Raw genomic sequence first — 18,466 nt, 5'->3', positions numbered from 1 at the left:
AACGTTTCATGGCTGTAATGTCTTATATTGATGCTATTACATTAGCAATGCGCGAAGAAATGGAACGCGATGAGAAAGTATTTGTTTTAGGTGAAGATGTTGGTAAAAAAGGTGGCGTATTTAAAGCGACACACGGATTATATGATCAATTTGGTGAAGATCGTGCGCTTGATGCACCGCTTGCAGAATCTGCAATTGCTGGGGTAGCAATTGGTGCGGCAATGTATGGTATGCGTCCAATCGCTGAAATGCAGTTTGCTGATTTCATCATGCCAGCAGTAAACCAAATTGTTTCTGAGGCAGCAAAAATTCGTTATCGTTCTAATAACGATTGGACTTGTCCAGTTACAATTCGTGCGCCATTTGGCGGCGGTGTTCACGGTGCATTGTATCATTCACAATCTGTGGAAGCGATGTTTGCGAACCAACCAGGTTTAAAAATTGTCATTCCTTCTACACCGTATGATGCAAAAGGTTTATTAAAAGCAGCAATTCGTGATGAAGATCCAGTATTATTCTTTGAGCATAAGCGTGCATATCGCTTAATTAAAGGTGAAGTGCCAGAGGATGATTACGTATTACCAATCGGAAAAGCAGATGTAAAACGCGAAGGTGATGATATTACTGTTATCACATACGGATTATGTGTTCACTTTGCTCTTCAAGCAGCTGAAAAGTTAGCGCAAGATGGCATCTCTGCACATGTTCTTGATTTACGTACTGTATATCCATTAGATAAAGAAGCAATCATTGAAGCAGCTTCTAAAACAGGTAAAGTTCTTCTTGTAACAGAGGACAATAAAGAAGGAAGTATTATAAGTGAAGTGGCAGCAATTATTGCTGAAAACTGTCTGTTTGATTTAGATGCGCCAATCGCACGTCTTGCAGGTCCAGACGTTCCAGCAATGCCATATGCACCAACAATGGAAAAATTCTTTATGGTAAATCCAGATAAAGTTGAAAAAGCAATGCGTGAACTTGCGGAATTTTAATCGGGGGGACTATACATGGCTGTAGAAAATATCACAATGCCTCAGCTCGGGGAGAGCGTTACAGAGGGTACAATTAGTAAATGGCTCGTTAATGTTGGCGATCATGTAAACAAGTATGATCCACTTGCAGAAGTAATGACTGATAAAGTAAATGCTGAAGTACCATCTTCTTTCACTGGTATTGTGAAAGAATTAATTGCTGGTGAAGGTGAGACGTTAGCTGTAGGTGAAGTAGTTTGTGTTATTCAAGTAGAAGGCGCAGATGAAGTAGCAGCGACAGCTGTTGAGGAAAAAACTAAAGAAGAACCAAAGTTAGAAGTAGCTACGTCTGAAAAAGCACCGAAAGCAAAACAATCAACTGATGGAAAACCACGTTTTTCACCAGCTGTTTTAAAACTTGCAGGTGAGCATAATGTTGATTTAGATTTAGTAGAAGGTACGGGAGCAAATGGCCGTATCACTCGTAAAGATATTTTAAAGCTAGTGGAATCTGGAAATATTCCGCAAGCAGGTGCGAAGAAAGAGGAAGCGGTAGCAGCAGTAGTAGAAGAGCGTCCAGAAGCACCAAAAGCAGCGCCAGTAGCACAAAAAGTAGAAACTGCAAAACCAGTTTCTGTACCAACAATGCCTGGCGATATCGAAATTCCAGTAACAGGTGTGCGTAAAGCAATTGCAGCGAACATGTTACGTAGTAAACACGAAGCGCCACATGCTTGGATGATGATTGAAGTAGATGTGACAAACCTTGTGTCATACCGTAATTCAATTAAAGGTGATTTCAAAAAGAGCGAAGGCTTTAATTTAACGTTCTTTGCTTTCTTCGTAAAAGCAGTAGCGCAAGCGTTAAAAGAGTATCCTCAAATCAATTCAATGTGGGCTGGCGATAAGATCGTTCAGAAGAAAGATATTAACCTTTCTATCGCTGTTGCAACAGAGGACGAACTATTTGTACCAGTAATTAAACACGCGGATGAGAAGACGATTAAAGGTATTGCTCGTGAAATTACAGAGCTTGCAGGAAAAGTACGTACGAAATCGTTAAAAGCGGACGAAATGCAAGGTGGAACATTTACAATTAATAACACAGGATCATTTGGTTCTGTTCAATCTATGGGTATTATTAATCATCCACAAGCGGCTATTTTACAAGTTGAATCAATTGTAAAACGCCCAGTAATTATGGATAATGGTATGTTCGGTGCTCGCGACATGGTTAACTTATGTTTATCACTTGATCACCGTGTACTAGATGGCTTAATTTGTGGTAAGTTCTTAGGACGTGTAAAAGAAATTTTAGAAAATACGTCAGAAAATAATACATCTGTATATTAATAAAAAGCTCGCTTATGCGAGCTTTTTATCATCTTATTTCTTCATCTACATCCTACTATATGTATAATATCTTCCCCAGTAATCTTACAATGAACGATTATGTATTAGGAATTTATGAAAATACATTGCTGATATATGGTATATGGATATAAAATAAGAAAAGAATAATTTTTTTGGCAAATCTTACTGACGAAACTGTAGTATAATATATTGTATTGTATGAAAAAGAGAGTTATTCTATATAAGTGTTTTATAGATAATGTGTAATCAGTCGTCAAAACATGAAGAATGTTGACTCCTGGTTTTTTATTTTGCTGTAACAATGTTTCAGGAGGATGTCATGAAAAGAAGTACCGAGTTTCTAAAAAGTTTAGATGTAAAATTAATATTAATTTTGTTAGCATTATGTGTTACGAGTATAGCTGCTATATATAGCAGTCAGCAAACTGGACAATATGGGGCTGAGAATTTTGCTCTGAAACAAGGTGTTAACTACATAATTGGGATTGTAATGTTACTTCTTGTTGCAAGTGTTGATTCAGATCAGCTACAAAAACTATCTTGGCCATTGTATATTGCTACATTTGCTTCGATTATTTTGTTGAAGATATTACCAGTTTCAAACTTTACACCTGAAATACTTGGGGCGAAAAGATGGTTTAGGTTTCCGGTAATTGGATCTATTCAACCGTCGGAGTTTTTCAAAATTGCACTGGTTATGTTAGTAGCAAATTTAGCAGTAAAACATAATGCACAGTATATGGTTCGAACATTTAAAACAGACCTAATATTAATAGGAAAGGTAATGTTAGTAGCTATTCCTCCTACGGCTGTTGTATATAGCCAACCGGATACAGGTATGGTGTTCTTATATGCTGCTGCAATTGCATGTATTTTATTTATGTCAGGTATTCAGAAGAAATTGATAGCGTTATGTACAATTATTCCGGTGACCATAGTATCGGCGTTAATATTTATTTACGTAAGGTATGAGGATTTCTTCTTTAATAATTTAGTTACTTTACTAAAACCTCACCAACAATCACGTATTTTAGGTTGGTTAGATCCATTTGAACATACAGATCAAGGTTATCAAACACAGCAATCGATCTTAGCTGTAGGTAGTGGCGGTATGGAAGGGAAAGGATTTGGCGAAGGGAACGTCTATATCCCTGAGAAGCATACTGACTTTATTTTTGCTACAATTGCCGAAGAAGGTGGATTTATCGTAGCAGCGTTAGTTGTATTCTTGTTCCTATTACTACTATATCGAACAATTATTATCGGTTATTCTGCTGATAATTTATTCGGTACATTATTATGTGCTGGATCAATCGGAATATTAACGGTTCAAATATTCCAAAACATCGGTATGATCGTTGGATTAATGCCTGTAAAAGGGATTGCATTACCGTTCTTATCGTATGGGGGAAGTTCCTTGTTCTCGAATATGATTATGATGGGTCTCATATTATCGGTACGGAAAACGTATAAAAAGTATATGTTTTCTGTTAAGTAAAAAAGCTGGTTCGTGTAAATACGAACCAGCTTTTTTACATATATGCTCTTAAACGTTGCAAACTAAAACAAAGTAGCAGTTTGAGACGGGTAAGGAGTGCAAAGTGATGCATATGCATATTTTTGAAGGGGCACGGCATCTTTCCAATAGTGAATGGGTTATTCGGGCTATTATAGCATACATATTTTTAATATTAGTTGCGAAAGCGATGGGACAAAGATCCATCGCGCAACTTCGTTTTTTAGATGTCGTATTAGTATTATTGCTTGGTGGAAATATTTCTAACGCATTATCTGATGAAAAAGTAGGATTACTCGGATCAATGATTACAACGTTCATACTCGTTGTACTTCACATTATAAGCTCAGTCTTAATGTTGAAATGGGATAGATGGAGACGCTTTTTAGAGCCAGCACCTATTATTCTTATACACAATGGTTCCATTGATTTTAGCAATTTGAAAAAAGCGAGAATTACGGTGGAATATTTATTTTCGGAACTTCGTATGCGAAATGTGAGTGATATTCAAAAGATTAAATTAGCATTATGGGAAGCGAACGGTGTCGTTTCTATATTTCAGTATCCAGAATATGAAGCAGTTTCGCGGCTTGATCTGAAAGTGGCGGGAAAAAAATCTCCAGTTTCATTTGTATTAGTAAAGGATGGGAGCATTCAGAAAGATGTTCTTGCTTTATTAGGGAAAACAGAAGAATGGGCGAGAGAATTTCTAGAGAAAAACGCAGAAGTTGAATCCATTATGTTAGCTACAGTAGATGAAGCACATAAAATAAATATTTTGTTAAAAAAATGAAAAATATACGCATTTTGTCGTTTCATACATATGATACAATAGTGTGGACAACGAAAAAGGAGGCGATACGATGGGATATGTAGAAGAATTACGAAAAATAGTTGGTCATCGCCCTTTAATTTTAGTTGGTGCTGTTGTACTCGTTATAAATGAAAATGGGGATGTTTTATTACAGCAAAGAACAGAGCCTTACGGAAAATGGGGATTGCCTGGCGGATTAATGGAGCTTGGCGAATCACCAGAAGAAACAGCTTGCCGTGAAGTATATGAAGAGACAGGAATAGAAGTGAAGAACTTGCGATTAATTAATGTATTTTCGGGAGCGAATTATTTTACAAAACTAGCAAATGGTGATGAATTTCAATCCGTAACGACAGCCTATTATACGGATGAATATGAAGGGGAGTTTGTTATGAATAAAGAAGAAGCGGTTCAGCTTACATTCTTCCCACTAACAGAACTACCTGACTATATTGTAGGATCGCATAAAAAAATGATTGGTGAATATATGAAGATTATGGAAAAAGAGATATAATAATAGTGAAAGAAATACAAAAACACAGTTCTGGTCGGTAGTCCAGACGCATGATTTCATGTCAGTAACCTTCCCCTCCGGGATGTCCAGTATTTCTAATTTTTTTAAAGGAGGGGCTGTCAATGGATTTGACAGTATATCACGATGGTCAATTTTTCGTAGGAATTATTACGCATAAAGAAAAAGGAAAATTGTATGGAGCAAGGTATATTTTTGGAATGGAACCTTCAGATGAAGAAGTACTTATATTTGTGAATGGTCCAATGTTAGCATATTTCCAGCATGTTGCAAAATGCGGTGTGGAAGTGGAAGAAAAACAGCGTCCAAAAAATATAAAACGTATCATACGACAAGCGGCAAAAGAAGTAAATGTAAAGCGTTTTACTAAGGCACAAGAAGCGATTAGTTTATCTTATGAATTGTATAAACAAGAAAAGAAAGTGCAGTCTAAAGAGAAGCGAGAAGCTGAAAAACAAAGAAGACGTTTAATTAAAGTACAAAAAGCAAAGCAAAAGCATCGTGGCCATTAAAAAAAAGGTGTTAGAGCAAGGGCTCTAACACCTTTTCTATGCCTAAATACAAGTAAACTTACTTGTATTTCATAAACATTAACTGGTAAGATACAAATAGATAGTTTTAGAGGAGGGAAAAGATTGATTAATTTTAACTTTTTTATGAATGATGTTGTCCGCCAAGCGCGTGAAGAGATTGTCTCTGCTGGATATACAGAATTGACGACGCCGGAAGCAGTAGAAGAAGCGTTTAAAAGAAATGGAACAACACTTGTAATGATAAACTCTGTATGTGGTTGTGCAGGTGGTATTGCTCGTCCTGCTGCTGCGCATTCCGTACATTATGATAAACGTCCTAACCATCTTGTAACGGTGTTTGCAGGTCAAGATAAAGAAGCGACAGCAAAAGCTCGTGAATATTTCGAAGGATATCCACCTTCTTCTCCATCATTCGCTTTATTAAAAGATGGAAAAATTGTAACGATGGTAGAACGTCATGAAATTGAAGGTCATGAACCAATGCAAGTTATTGCAAAACTACAATCTTATTTCGAAGAGAATTGTGAAGAACTATAAATATAAGCGAAAAGGCGGTACGTCCACAATGAAGTGGATGTACCGCCTTTTTTTATTTAGTATTAAAATTTATGGGATATGCATAGTTATGTTGATTTATGCAAAGTTTTATACATAACAAACGTTGTTTGTATTGATATTTTATTTATTTTTATTTTATATATTGCATAAAAATTAAAGTGCTGATACAATACAAACATCGAATAAATATTCTATTAAACTTTTAAATATACATCATTAGGGGGAAGAAAGATGAAGAAGTTATTATCAATATCGTTTGCACTTATTTTAATTGTAAGTATGTTCAGTGCTTGTAGTAATGGGGAAGAAAAGGCTACTGGAAAAAATAAGAAAGTACTGGTTATGGGGACTTCAGCAGATTATAAACCATATGAATACGTAGAAGCTTCAAAAAGTGATGAAATTATCGGCTTTGATGTTGATGTTGCTAAATATATCGGAAAAGAACTTGGTTATGAAGTGAAAGTGAAAGATATGGATTTTGGTGGTTTATTAGCATCCCTTAGCTCAGGAAAAGTTGATTTCGTAATGGCAGGTATGACGCCAACGGCAGAGCGTAAAAATAATGTTGACTTCACAGATATATATTTTGTTGCGAAAAACATGGTCGTTTCTAAAAAGGATTCTAATATTCAATCTGTAGAGGATTTAAAAGGGAAAAAAGTAGGGGTACAAACAGGATCTATCCAAGAAGAGAAAGCAGCAGAATTTAAAAAACAAGTAGATTTCAAAGTTGAGGGACGTGACCGTATACCAGAAATCGTACAAGAAATTAAAGCTGGTCGTTTTGACGCTGCAATTATAGAAGACACAGTTGCTAAAAATTATTTAGAAAAAATGAAAGAATTACAAGGAATTGAAATTAAAGAAGCACCAGAAGAAGTAGGAGCAGCAATTGCCCTTCCGAAAAACAGTGATAAAACAGCAGAATTTAATAAAGTAATTAAAAAAATGCAAGAAAATGGAGAAATGGATAAATTAGTGAAGAAATGGTTTGGCAGCGAAAAATAAGCTGCCTTTCACTTTTCTGTGAGGGGAATGAAAAGAATGAACTTAGATTTTTCGGCGATTACGCCTTCGATACCATATATACTAAAAGGCCTAGAAGTTACTTTAAAAATTGTAGCAGTATCAGCGTTAGTTGGGTTTATTTTAGGAACGTTATTAGCGCTTTGCAAAATTGCTAGAATACGAGCATTAAATATAGCGGCAGATTTTTATACATCAATTTTCCGTGGTACACCACTTGTATTGCAATTAATGATTATTTATTTCGGTGTCCCGCAAATAATTGGTTATGAAATACCAGCATTCGTAGCAGCTGTATTAGCATTTAGCTTAAATTCAGGTGCATATATGTCAGAGGTAATTCGTGCCGGCATTCAAGCGGTTGATAAAGGACAAACAGAAGCAGCGATGGCTTTAGGAATTCCTTACGGGAAAATGATGCGAAATATCATTTTCCCTCAAGCATTAAAAAATATATTACCAGCGCTTGTGAACGAGTTTGCGACACTTACGAAAGAATCGGCTGTAGTAACAGTAATAGGAGCGACCGATTTAATGCGCCGTGCTTACATTGTAGGCGGTGAAACGTTTAAATATCTTGAACCATTACTTTTTGTTGGACTCATTTATTATATGCTAGTCATTATTCTTACATTAGTCGGGAAGGCAATTGAAGGGAGAATGAAGAAAAGTGATTAAAATTGAAAACCTTCATAAATCATTTGGAAAAAACGAAGTATTAAAAGGGATTACAACAACGATTGAAAAAGGGGAAGTAGTAGCAATTATTGGACCGTCTGGATCAGGGAAATCAACATTTTTACGTTGTATGAATGTGCTAGAAGCACCGACAAATGGTCACATTTGGATTGGAACGGAAGAAGTAACGAATCCGAAAACGAATATTATGCACGTTCGTGAAAATGTCGGAATGGTATTTCAGCATTTTCACCTATTTCCTCATATGACTGTATTAGAAAATATTACGTATGCTCCTATCAATGTAAAAGGAGTAACGAAACAAGAAGCTGACAAGAAAGCCGAGAAACTTTTAGAAAAGGTCGGTTTATTAGATAAAAAAGATACGTATCCGAATCGTCTTTCGGGGGGACAAAAGCAACGTGTAGCAATTGCGAGAGCGTTAGCGATGGAACCAGAAGTGATGTTATTTGATGAACCAACATCAGCACTAGATCCAGAGATGGTAAAAGAAGTGTTAGAAGTTATGAAATCATTAGTTACGACAGGAATGACAATGGTGATTGTTACACATGAAATGGGATTTGCAAAAGAAGTAGCAGATCGTGTTCTCTTTTTAGATGGTGGAAAGCTTGTAGAAGATAGCGCGCCAACAGAATTTTTTGTAGCACCGAAAAGTGAACGTGCGCAACAATTTTTACAAAAAATATTGTAATATGTAAAGGTTGCGTGAATAATAAGTAGAAAAGGATGACATTGTGTCATCCTTTTTTTATACTAACTGTAAATACGTTTATACATATAGGAGCAGTGCTATGTTCAAAATTGGATACCGTACAGTAAAAACAGCAATAGGGACAGGCGCAGCCGTTTTTATTGCGCAGTTATTAGGATTAGAATTTTATAGTTCAGCGGGCATTTTAGTTATATTATGTGTACAAAATACGAAACGTAAATCACTTCAAGTGTCGTTACATCGTTTTTTAGCTTGTGTATTATCAATGGTATTCGCTTTTTGTATTTTTGAAACAATTGGATATACACCACTTGCAATTAGTATATTATTACTTACATTTATTCCGACTGCAGTTATGCTTAAAATTCAAGAAGGTATTGTCACGAGTTCAGTTATTGTGATGCATCTATATTCATTGAAACAAATTACATGGCTTATTGTTGGGAATGAAATTGCGATATTAACGATAGGAATTAGCGTGGCTTTATTAGTGAATATGTATATGCCAAGTAGTGAAAATAAGCTAAAAGAGTATCAGGATACAATAGAAAGTAACTTTAAAACAATTTTGTTTGAAATGGTCGTGTATTTACGAAACAGAGAAAGTAGCTGGAGCGGGGCAGAACTTATTGAAACTGAAAATATGCTAAATGAAGCAAGGGATTTATCGTTTAAGAAACTTGAGAATGCATTTATGCGAGAAGATGGCTATTACTATCGTTATTTTAATATGCGCATGCAACAATTCGAAATTTTAGAACGGATGATACCATTAGCAGCTTCTTTATCATGGACATATGAACAAGCTGATATGATTGCGGATGTGGTTGAAAACATTGGAAATGCTATTAGCCCTGAGAGTACTGGGGTTATTTCCTTAAGACAGCTTCAAGAAATGAGAGAATTATTTAGAGACATGCCATTGCCCGTTACACGTGAAGAATTTGAGATACGTGCGAAGCTTGTTCAACTTGTGTATGAAATGGAACAATATTTACTCATTAAAAGCCGTTTTAAGGGAAAGGATAATATAAAAGAACTTATATAGAAGGTAGGAATTATTATGCCGTATCTTCTCTCTTTCATATTATGTCTTTCTTTATCACCTATTTGGCCTCTTGGTGATAATCCACGTGCCGGAGATCCTTTTATTATTGTAAATAAAGCGACGAATAAACTAGCTTATATTGACGATGGAAAGATCCAAAAGGTTTTTCCAGTAGCGACAGGGAAAACAAATGAATTAACTCCAGAGGGAACTTTTGATGTTGTAATGAAAGCGAAGGATCCGTATTATATTGCGAAGGATATTCCAGGTGGGTCACCGAAAAATCCACTTGGGTCAAGGTGGATTGGATTTAATGCAAGAGGAACTGATGGAAGTAAATATGGAATACATGGAACAAACCAACCTAGTTCAATTGGAAAGTATATTTCACAAGGATGTATAAGAATGAAGAAAAACGATGTGGAGTATTTATTTGATCGCATTCCAATTGGAACGAAAGTATGGATTGTGAAGTCGAAAAAATCATTTCAGCAATTGGCAAAACAAAAAGGAGCCATTGCATATGAAAAAGCCAACAAAGGTTGGCTTTTTCTATTGTAATAAGTTGTCTTGACATGTGTACATAACCATGAGTTAATGAGAGTATAGAAAGATAAAGTGAAACTTTAATCAGTGGGATGTTTTTTACCCGCGGATTATCAGCCCTCACCGATCAGGATAAAAAATTAGATAAAGGGGTTGCTCATATGTACTTGAATCCAAAAATTTCGTATATGCAATTTTTTATGGGATTTCTATTTGTTATTACATTCATATTGGCAACTTTTAATATATGTTCTTATCTTGTAGCAATTGTATGTATGGCATTACTCAATCTTACTTTTGTTATTGGAGCATTTCAGCAGAAACAATATACAAGTTTTATAACAGCACTTGTAATGTCATTCTCCTTTAGTATTGTAGCGATTGTGCTTTATATAAAATAAACCATCTCGATATCGAGATGGTTTATTTTATTATGTTATGTGTAAAAAGTAAAAAAAGGACGAACACATCGTCCTTTTTACCAAAACATACTTGCGCCAGCAAGTAATGTTGTTACAAGCATAGAAATTAGCATTACATAAATCATAACTTTTTGAGCTTTTTTATGCATCGTTAAGCCTCCTTGCAAATCAGTACAATATTATTGTAACGAGAAATGATATTGTGGACAAGGGGAGAGAAGTGACAAAATTCGAGAAGTGCGTGTAAAGTATAACAGGAAATTTGTATGTATGTAGAGAATATATAATTAATGATAGAGTATAAGTTTTTTGTTATGCAAGCTGAAGAATGGAGATACGATGATGAAAATATATGAAACAAATCGTTTACATTTAAGGGAAATTGATGAGTCGTATGCTGAAAAAGTTCTTCAATATTACGACAGAAATCGTGAATTTTTAAAAGCTTGGGAAGAGTATAGACCGGATGATTTTTTTACGTTAGATTATCAGAAGAAAAAGTTACAAAAGGATAGAAAAGAGTTTGCAGAAGGTAAAATCATCAGGCTTTGGATTTTTAAAAAGGGTGATGATACGAAAATAATTGGATGTATTTCATTTAATTTAATTGTTCGCGGAATTTATCAATCTTGTGTACTCGGCTATAAATTAGATAAGGCAGAGTTAAACAAAGGTTATACGACAGAAGCGCTTAGAAAAGCGATTCAAGTTGCTTTTGAGGAATTTCAGTTACATCGTATAGAAGCACCGATTATGCCACGAAATTTAGCATCTATACAAGTAGTGACGAAGATAGGCTTTCAATATGAGGGCGTGTCTAGGAAAATGTTAATGGTTAATGGAGTATGGGAAGATCATATGCGCTGGGTATTGTTAAATGAGTAATAGAAAGCAGATGGTTATCTAGACATATAAACCGTCTGTTTTTTGTCTTGTATTTCGAAACTTTTGCGAAATTCTGTTATAATTAATAGTGTTACATACATAATGGTAGTGCAGGAGGCGCAGTCTTATGATTAATCAAGAACGTTTAGTAAATGAATTTATGGAATTAGTACAAGTAGATTCTGAAACGAAATTTGAAGCAGAAATTTGTAAAGTATTAACAAAGAATTTTACAGATTTAGGTGTAGAAGTATTTGAAGATGACACAATGGCTGTTACTGGGCATGGTGCAGGTAATTTAATTTGTACTTTACCAGCAACAAAAGATGGTGTTGATACAATTTACTTTACTTCTCATATGGATACAGTAGTTCCTGGTAATGGAATTAAGCCTTCTATTAAAGATGGATATATCGTATCAGATGGTACTACGATTTTAGGTGCGGATGATAAAGCTGGATTAGCATCAATGTTCGAAGCAATTCGTGTTTTAAAAGAGAAAAACATCCCTCATGGTAAAATTGAATTTATTATTACAGTTGGAGAAGAATCTGGTCTTGTTGGTGCAAAAGCATTAGATCGTGAGCGCATTACAGCGAAATACGGTTACGCATTAGATAGCGATGGAAAAGTTGGTGAAATCGTTGTTGCAGCTCCAACACAAGCGAAAGTGAATGCAATTATTCGTGGGAAAACAGCTCATGCTGGTGTAGCACCAGAAAAAGGTGTATCTGCAATTACTATCGCAGCGAAAGCAATTGCGAAGATGCCACTTGGTCGTATTGATTCTGAAACAACTGCAAATATTGGACGTTTTGAAGGTGGTACACAAACAAATATCGTTTGCGATCATGTACAAATCTTTGCAGAAGCGCGTTCTTTAATCAATGAAAAAATGGAAGCACAAGTTGCGAAAATGAAAGAAGCATTTGAAACAACTGCAAAAGAAATGGGTGGTCATGCAGACGTTGAAGTAAACGTTATGTACCCAGGATTTAAATTTGCTGAGGGCGATCACGTTGTAGAAGTTGCAAAACGTGCAGCTGAAAACATTGGTCGTACACCTTCTCTTCACCAAAGTGGTGGCGGAAGTGATGCAAACGTAATTGCAGGACACGGTATTCCAACAGTTAACTTAGCGGTTGGTTATGAAGAAATTCATACAACAAACGAAAAGATTCCTGTTGAAGAATTAGCGAAAACAGCAGAATTAGTTATAGCAATTATTGAAGAAGTAGCGAAGTAATGTAATAGAAAAAGCGTGTAAATCACAATTGATTTACACGCTTTTTATTTTGATTCGATTGCTTTTACAAGGCGGATCAGCCAATACAAGAAAATCCATGGCAATATATAAGTTGTTGCTATATGTACTAGACGAGGGAAGAATCCAAATGTATTAAAGTTGAAAATAGGAAGCAGTAAATAATTAATGGCTATGATTAATATAATCACAAGGAACGTATAGTTGAGTTTATTAGTTGATTTCATCATAATCACCCCTTTTTGTAATTTGATACATTTTATGTAAATTGTATCAAATGTATGAAAGGAAAAGAACAAGTAATTATTATAACTATTATGCAAAATTTGATATAATGAAAGAACGAACGTTCTGATTAGGGAGTGAGTACTATGCGAGAAATGTATCCGAAAAATGGTCGTGTTATTTTGCATGTAGATATGAATTGTTTTTTCGCATCTGTTGAAATTGCTCATGACCCATCATTACAAGGGAAGCCGTTAGCAGTTGCTGGAAATGAAAAAGAAAGAAAAGGAATTATTATAACATGTAGTTATGAGGCAAGAGACTATGGAATACGTACAACGATGCCTCTTTGGGAAGCAAAAAGGTTATGCCCGCAATTAGTTGTAATGCGTCCTAATTTTACATTATATCGTGAAGCTTCATTTCAAATGTTTCAAATTCTTTCACGTTTTACGGAAAAAATACAACCAGTCTCTATAGATGAGGGGTATTTAGATATTACAGATTGCTACGCACTCGGTTCACCTCTTGAAATAGCAAAGATGATTCAGCAGGCGTTATTAACAGAGTTACAGCTTCCGTGTAGCATCGGAATTGCTCCTAACCTTTTCCTAGCAAAAACAGCTTCTGATATGAAAAAGCCTCTCGGTATTACCGTGCTTCGAAAACGAGATATTCCAGAAATGATTTGGCCACTTCCAGTTGAAGCAATGCATGGAATTGGAGAAAAAACAGCTGAAAAATTAAATGATATTCATATACAAACAATTGAGCAGTTAGCAAAAGGGAACGAACATATCATTCGCGCTAAAATTGGAAAGCATGGCGTTGATTTACAAAGGCGGGCAAAAGGTATGGATGATAGGGAAGTTGACCCGAGTCAAATGGGACAACATAAAAGTGTCGGTAATTCGATGACTTTTTCAAAGGATATGGATGAAGAGAAAGAATTACTTGATATGTTAGAACGGCTATCAAAATCAGTGAGTAAAAGATTACAAAAGCGAACTCTTGTCAGCTATAATATTCAAATTATGATTAAATATCATGATAGGCGGACAGTAACACGGAGTAAGCAATTGAAAAATGCGATTTGGGAAGAACGAGATATTTTTCAGGCAGCATCTCGTTTATGGAAGCAACATTGGGACGGTGATTCTGTTCGTTTACTAGGTGTTACAGCCACTGAAATAGAGTGGAAGACAGAATCGGTGAAACAATTAGATTTGTTTTCATTTGAAGAAGATGCGAAAGAAGAGCCGCTACTTGCTGTCATCGATCAAATTAATGATAAGTATGGAATGCCGATTTTACAACGAGGTAGTCAATTATTACGTAAGCAAGAAAAGTCTTTTCAGCAAAAATTAGAAAATAAGTTTATGTAGAAGGTGTCATGAAGCTGTAAATATCATGACACCTTTTATTTTTACAATTAACTATGAAATTTTTTACTATAAAGTTTTTATAGAAAATAAATTGTTTCTTTTGCACTACAAGCAAAAGAATTATTTAATAAATCAAGTGAAAGGATAAATTTAGATGAGTTTGATCAAAGTATGTATACAAATTTTTTGACGGAATATGACGATTTGCTAAATAAGTATAAATAAAAAAAGCACTGTAACCAGTGCTTTTTATTATAGATTATGAGATTGTAGCATTTTCAAAAATAACAATTTCTGAACTGTTTGTTGTTGAAACGCGTTGTGCGTAATATGTTAAAGCTGAAGAAATATATGTTGGTAATGAATCATTTGTATGTGTTGTTGTATATTCATGGATTAATTCTTTCAAAGTCGTCCATTCTAATTGTGCTGGGTGATCAGAAACGAAAGAACTTACCCAGCGATCAAATGAAGATGAAAAATCAGTTTGTAAACGAAATGCTTCTTTCATAATAAAACGCTCCCTTAAAATGTAGTATAATCATTTTAACATAAAACACGAACGATTACTAAGTTTTTTGAGTATAACGTTCGTGATATATAGTTGTCTAGATGATCGGTTATGTAAATTCGATTTGCCATTTGAAATAACATTCCGTAAGATGAAAGGTAGATTATATAAAGAGCTGGAGGAAAGAAAGTGGAATTTGTATTTTTAGGAACTGGTGCAGGTGTTCCTTCGAAAGGAAGGAACGTTTCGGCAATTGCTTTGCAATTGTTAGAAGAACGAGGACAGACTTGGTTATTTGATTGTGGCGAGGCGACGCAACATCAAATATTACATACATCAGTACGCCCACGCCGCATTGAAAAAATATTTATTACGCATTTACATGGTGATCATATTTTTGGCTTGCCTGGTTTATTAGGAAGCCGTTCATTTCAAGGAGGGACTACACCTTTAACAGTGTATGGACCAAAAGGAATTAAACAATTTATTGAAGTGGCATTATCAGTAAGTACGACACATGTAAAATACCCACTTGAAATTGTGGAGATAATAGAAGAAGGTACTGTATTTGAAGATAATGAATTTCACGTGGAAACGAAAAGATTGTCACATGGTATTGAATGTTTTGGGTATCGTATTGTAGAGAAAGATATACAAGGTGCTCTTTTAGTCGATAAATTACTGGAGATGGGTGTGAAACCTGGCCCGCTCTTTAAACGTTTAAAAGATGGAGAAGTAGTTGAATTAGAAAATGGTACGATACTAAATGGAAAAGACTTTATTGGTCCACCTCAAAAGGGAAGAATTATTACCATTTTAGGTGATACAAGATATTGTGAAGCGAGTAGAGAGCTGGCACAAGACGCTGACGTACTTGTTCATGAAGCCACTTTTGCAGCAGAGGATGAACAACAAGCATATGATTATTTTCATTCTACATCTAAGCAAGCTGCGAGTATTGCACTTCAGGCAAATGCAAAACGATTAATATTGACTCATATTAGTTCTCGTTATCAAGGAGATACATATAAGGAATTATGGAAAGAGGCAAGAGAGCTATTTTCTAATACAGAAATAGCTACGGATTTGAAATCATTTCCAGTAGATAGATAATAATGGTGTGAAAAAATGGTGACGAAAGGTTGCCATTTTTTTATTTCTAAAAAAAAATTAAAATAAAACTGTTATCATTTTATGTTTATATTGGATGAAACAGAAAGTTTTAATGATGTGAAGAAATAGGATAAAAATACATAGTACCGATTGTTTAGAGAAACTGTTATATAAGTCAGACGACATACGAGTGGTACAAATAGCAAAAACGGATCGTTATTCAGAACTTTTAAAATTTATTAAAAGTAAGCGTTTTATTAAAAACAAGATATAATGAGGGCAGATTATAATTTATTGTAGGCTACATGCGTTTTAGCCATTTGTCGTAACAAGTGGAGTTGACTAAATCGTGAGAGGGAAACATGAGAATTACAAATAAGAAGGATATTACTATTATTTGTACTAAGTCTTTTTTCATTTTTTAGCTTTAAAGCACTAAAAGGTATGAAAGCAATGGGAGTTTCACTTGTTTATGCTATGCTTGTAAGGGGTTCTGTGTTAAACTTTGGATTGCTACAAGACTTTATTGTGGATTAGCTTATATGATTAGTAAATGAAGGTAATGCTAAGTTTCTTATTTATTATGATAATTGGTATTATTTCAGGATATATTGTTTCACTGTTATTCAAAAACTATCCAATTCGTATAGTGGAACAAATTCGTCGTACAACTGGAAAAGCAACCGATTCGGTAGCTTAATAGAATAGTAAAAAATTTTTGCACAGAGGTTTAGGGGGAGTTATGATGAAGTATCGCTCAGTATTTGATATTATTGGTCCAGTTATGATTGGTCCATCAAGTTCACATACAGCAGGCGCAGCAAGAATGGGGCAAGTTGCTCGCCAGCTGTTTCGTCATGAACCAGAAAGAGTAAGCATTTCATTATATGGATCATTTGCAAAGACGTATCGTGGGCATGGTACAGATGTAGCGTTAATAGGTGGGATATTAGGGTTTGAAACAGATGACTTACGTATTCCAGAAGCGCTAGACATAGCAAAAGAGCGCAAAATCGAAGTAGAATTTATTGAAGAAGATGCAAATGCACCTCACCCAAATACAGCGAGAATTCGTTTGTATAAAGGTGAAGAAGAAATTGAAGTTGTTGCTTGCTCAATTGGTGGCGGTAAAATTGAAGTTGTAGAATTAAACGGATTCGATCTTCAATTAACAGGCACGAGTCCAGCACTACTTATTGTAAATAACGATCGCTTCGGTGCTATTGCAGCAGTAGCTTCAATCCTTGCGAAACATGAAATTAACATTAGTACAATGAGTGTTTCTCGTAAAGAAAAAGGAAGAAGAGCGCTTATGGTTATCGAAACAGATGAATTATTAGCAGATGAAGTGATTGAAGAAATAAACGCGCAACAAAATATTTGTCAAGTAACTATTATGGAATAATTGCAGGGGGGACACACCATGTTTCGGAACGCAGCGGAACTAGTGGCGCAAGCTAAAGAACAAAATGTAAAAATCGCAGAAATTATGATTCAATGTGAAATGAAAACAAGAAGTATTTCACGTGAAGAAGTAATTGCTGGTATGGAAAAGAACTTAGTCGTGATGGAGCAAGCAGTAGAACGTGGTATTCGCGGAGTGAAATCACCAACTGGTTTAACTGGCGGAGATGCTGTAAAAGTTCAGGCGTATATGAATAGCGGAAAAGGCTTATCTGGAGATACGATTTTGGACGCGGTGAGTAAAGCTGTTGCAACAAATGAAGTAAACGCAGCGATGGGAATTATTTGTGCAACACCAACAGCAGGGTCTGCTGGAACAGTGCCAGGTGTACTGTTTGCACTGCAAGAAAAATTACAGCCGACACGCGAAGAGATGATCGAATTTTTATTTACAGCAGGAGCTTTCGGTATGGTTGTTGCGAATAATGCTTGTATTTCCGGCGCGGCAGGAGGTTGCCAAGCTGAAGTAGGTTCAGCAAGTGGAATGGCAGCAGCAGCAGCAGTTGAGATGGCTGGTGGAACACAAGATCAAGCAGCTACAGCGATGGCGATTTCATTAAAGAATATGCTTGGTTTAGTATGTGATCCTGTTGCAGGGCTTGTAGAAGTACCTTGTGTAAAACGTAATGCAGCAGGAGCTGCGAATGCGATGATTTCAGCTGATTTAGCATTAGCTGGCGTAACGAGTACAATTCCATGTGATGAAGTGATTGAGGCGATGTTTAGAATCGGACAAACGATGCCAGTAGCACTTCGTGAAACAGCTGAAGGTGGACTTGCAGCAACACCAACTGGTCGCCGTCTGCAAGAAGAGATTTTTGGGAAGACTAATAACTAAACAATATATGTTAATAAAAAAATG

23 protein-coding genes and 1 pseudogene are annotated in these 18,466 nt (G+C 35.5%); 21 read left to right on the top strand and 3 right to left on the bottom strand.

Annotation, left to right across the window (positions count from 1 at the left end):
- Positions 1–8: 8 nt before the first annotated feature.
- The 13 genes from bfmBAB (at position 9) to ACU8YW_RS20430 (ending at position 10,736) form a co-directional block, all read left to right on the top strand.
- Entirely contained in the window at positions 9–992 is a 984-nt protein-coding gene (gene bfmBAB, locus ACU8YW_RS20490; RefSeq protein WP_000290073.1) for a 3-methyl-2-oxobutanoate dehydrogenase subunit beta, read from the top strand.
- A gap of 15 nt (positions 993–1,007) precedes the next feature.
- Positions 1,008–2,324, top strand: a complete 1,317-nt coding sequence (locus ACU8YW_RS20485; protein WP_446893994.1) for a dihydrolipoamide acetyltransferase family protein — start codon at positions 1,008–1,010, stop codon at positions 2,322–2,324.
- Positions 2,325–2,664: 340 nt separating this feature from the next.
- Positions 2,665–3,843, top strand: coding sequence for an FtsW/RodA/SpoVE family cell cycle protein (locus ACU8YW_RS20480; protein WP_088123370.1), 1,179 nt, complete (start codon positions 2,665–2,667; stop codon positions 3,841–3,843).
- Between the two features lie 106 nt (positions 3,844–3,949).
- Positions 3,950–4,654, top strand: a complete 705-nt coding sequence (locus ACU8YW_RS20475) for a DUF421 domain-containing protein (RefSeq protein WP_048546371.1) — start codon at positions 3,950–3,952, stop codon at positions 4,652–4,654.
- Between the two features lie 70 nt (positions 4,655–4,724).
- Complete coding sequence (locus ACU8YW_RS20470) at positions 4,725–5,189, top strand: NUDIX hydrolase (protein ID WP_087985159.1); 465 nt, start codon at positions 4,725–4,727, stop codon at positions 5,187–5,189.
- 122 nt (positions 5,190–5,311) lie between these two features.
- Positions 5,312–5,719 carry a YjdF family protein gene (locus ACU8YW_RS20465; RefSeq protein ID WP_073516449.1) on the top strand — a complete coding sequence of 136 codons (408 nt, stop codon included), beginning with the start codon at positions 5,312–5,314 and terminating at the stop codon, positions 5,717–5,719.
- 144 nt (positions 5,720–5,863) lie between these two features.
- Entirely contained in the window at positions 5,864–6,277 is a 414-nt protein-coding gene (locus ACU8YW_RS20460) for a BrxA/BrxB family bacilliredoxin (protein ID WP_170968331.1), read from the top strand.
- Positions 6,278–6,529: 252 nt separating this feature from the next.
- On the top strand, positions 6,530–7,309 hold the full coding sequence (locus ACU8YW_RS20455; protein WP_000735475.1) for a transporter substrate-binding domain-containing protein: 780 nt from the start codon (positions 6,530–6,532) through the stop codon (positions 7,307–7,309).
- Positions 7,310–7,345: 36 nt separating this feature from the next.
- Positions 7,346–8,005, top strand: coding sequence for an amino acid ABC transporter permease (locus ACU8YW_RS20450; RefSeq protein WP_001046922.1), 660 nt, complete (start codon positions 7,346–7,348; stop codon positions 8,003–8,005).
- Positions 7,998–8,720, top strand: a complete 723-nt coding sequence (locus ACU8YW_RS20445; RefSeq protein ID WP_087985156.1) for an amino acid ABC transporter ATP-binding protein — start codon at positions 7,998–8,000, stop codon at positions 8,718–8,720. The genes ACU8YW_RS20450 and ACU8YW_RS20445 overlap by 8 nt, the downstream gene beginning before the upstream one ends.
- 100 nt (positions 8,721–8,820) lie before the next feature.
- Positions 8,821–9,789 (top strand): aromatic acid exporter family protein, encoded by a 969-nt coding sequence (locus ACU8YW_RS20440; RefSeq protein WP_000472675.1) that lies wholly within the window; start codon positions 8,821–8,823, stop codon positions 9,787–9,789.
- A gap of 15 nt (positions 9,790–9,804) precedes the next feature.
- Entirely contained in the window at positions 9,805–10,350 is a 546-nt protein-coding gene (locus ACU8YW_RS20435) for a L,D-transpeptidase (protein ID WP_106382652.1), read from the top strand.
- A 146-nt stretch (positions 10,351–10,496) separates the two neighbouring features.
- A complete protein-coding gene (locus ACU8YW_RS20430; protein WP_000281162.1) occupies positions 10,497–10,736 on the top strand; it encodes a DUF3894 domain-containing protein in 240 nt (79 codons plus the stop codon).
- Positions 10,737–10,813: 77 nt separating this feature from the next.
- Here the strand turns inward: ACU8YW_RS20430 and prli42 are convergent, their stop codons facing one another.
- Entirely contained in the window at positions 10,814–10,906 is a 93-nt protein-coding gene (gene prli42 / locus ACU8YW_RS20425; RefSeq protein ID WP_000549038.1) for a stressosome-associated protein Prli42, read from the bottom strand.
- Positions 10,907–11,096: 190 nt separating this feature from the next.
- Here prli42 and ACU8YW_RS20420 point away from each other — a divergent pair, with 190 nt between their 5' ends.
- Together ACU8YW_RS20420 and ACU8YW_RS20415 are read left to right on the top strand one after the other, a co-directional pair.
- Positions 11,097–11,642 (top strand): GNAT family N-acetyltransferase, encoded by a 546-nt coding sequence (locus ACU8YW_RS20420; RefSeq protein ID WP_002008488.1) that lies wholly within the window; start codon positions 11,097–11,099, stop codon positions 11,640–11,642.
- A 127-nt stretch (positions 11,643–11,769) separates the two neighbouring features.
- A complete protein-coding gene (locus ACU8YW_RS20415; RefSeq protein ID WP_426933848.1) occupies positions 11,770–12,888 on the top strand; it encodes a tripeptidase T in 1,119 nt (372 codons plus the stop codon).
- Positions 12,889–12,932: 44 nt separating this feature from the next.
- Here ACU8YW_RS20415 and ACU8YW_RS20410 read toward each other — a convergent pair whose 3' ends face one another.
- Complete coding sequence (locus ACU8YW_RS20410) at positions 12,933–13,133, bottom strand: hypothetical protein (RefSeq protein ID WP_046956380.1); 201 nt, start codon at positions 13,131–13,133, stop codon at positions 12,933–12,935.
- A gap of 144 nt (positions 13,134–13,277) precedes the next feature.
- Here ACU8YW_RS20410 and ACU8YW_RS20405 point away from each other — a divergent pair, with 144 nt between their 5' ends.
- Both ACU8YW_RS20405 and ACU8YW_RS20400 read left to right on the top strand, forming a co-directional pair.
- A complete protein-coding gene (locus tag ACU8YW_RS20405) occupies positions 13,278–14,516 on the top strand; it encodes a DNA polymerase IV (RefSeq protein WP_088064378.1) in 1,239 nt (412 codons plus the stop codon).
- 90 nt (positions 14,517–14,606) lie between these two features.
- Positions 14,607–14,741: pseudogene (locus ACU8YW_RS20400) on the top strand (DNA polymerase IV); the annotation flags it as partial.
- A 34-nt stretch (positions 14,742–14,775) separates the two neighbouring features.
- On the opposite strand, the gene ACU8YW_RS20395 reads toward ACU8YW_RS20400, so the two are convergent.
- Complete coding sequence (locus ACU8YW_RS20395) at positions 14,776–15,027, bottom strand: DUF3932 family protein (protein ID WP_000656495.1); 252 nt, start codon at positions 15,025–15,027, stop codon at positions 14,776–14,778.
- A gap of 189 nt (positions 15,028–15,216) precedes the next feature.
- On the opposite strand from ACU8YW_RS20395, the gene rnz reads away from it, so the two are divergent.
- The 4 genes from rnz to sdaAA all read left to right on the top strand — a co-directional run bounded on the left by rnz (position 15,217) and on the right by sdaAA (position 18,442).
- Positions 15,217–16,140, top strand: a complete 924-nt coding sequence (rnz, locus tag ACU8YW_RS20390; protein ID WP_088064377.1) for a ribonuclease Z — start codon at positions 15,217–15,219, stop codon at positions 16,138–16,140.
- Positions 16,141–16,693: 553 nt separating this feature from the next.
- Positions 16,694–16,840: a hypothetical protein gene (locus ACU8YW_RS20385; protein WP_262719676.1), complete on the top strand. Its 147-nt coding sequence runs from the start codon at positions 16,694–16,696 to the stop codon at positions 16,838–16,840.
- A gap of 45 nt (positions 16,841–16,885) precedes the next feature.
- Positions 16,886–17,545 (top strand): L-serine ammonia-lyase, iron-sulfur-dependent subunit beta, encoded by a 660-nt coding sequence (gene sdaAB / locus ACU8YW_RS20380; protein WP_000877441.1) that lies wholly within the window; start codon positions 16,886–16,888, stop codon positions 17,543–17,545.
- A gap of 18 nt (positions 17,546–17,563) precedes the next feature.
- The gene (sdaAA, locus tag ACU8YW_RS20375) at positions 17,564–18,442 is read left to right on the top strand and encodes an L-serine ammonia-lyase, iron-sulfur-dependent, subunit alpha (RefSeq protein ID WP_000489470.1); all 879 of its coding nucleotides are present in this window, start codon (positions 17,564–17,566) and stop codon (positions 18,440–18,442) included.
- Positions 18,443–18,466 lie beyond the last annotated feature (24 nt).

Source organism: Bacillus pretiosus (assembly GCF_052947655.1).
The sequence above is the reverse complement of the archived record's forward strand: the minus strand, read 5'-3'. Positions and strand labels throughout refer to the sequence as shown.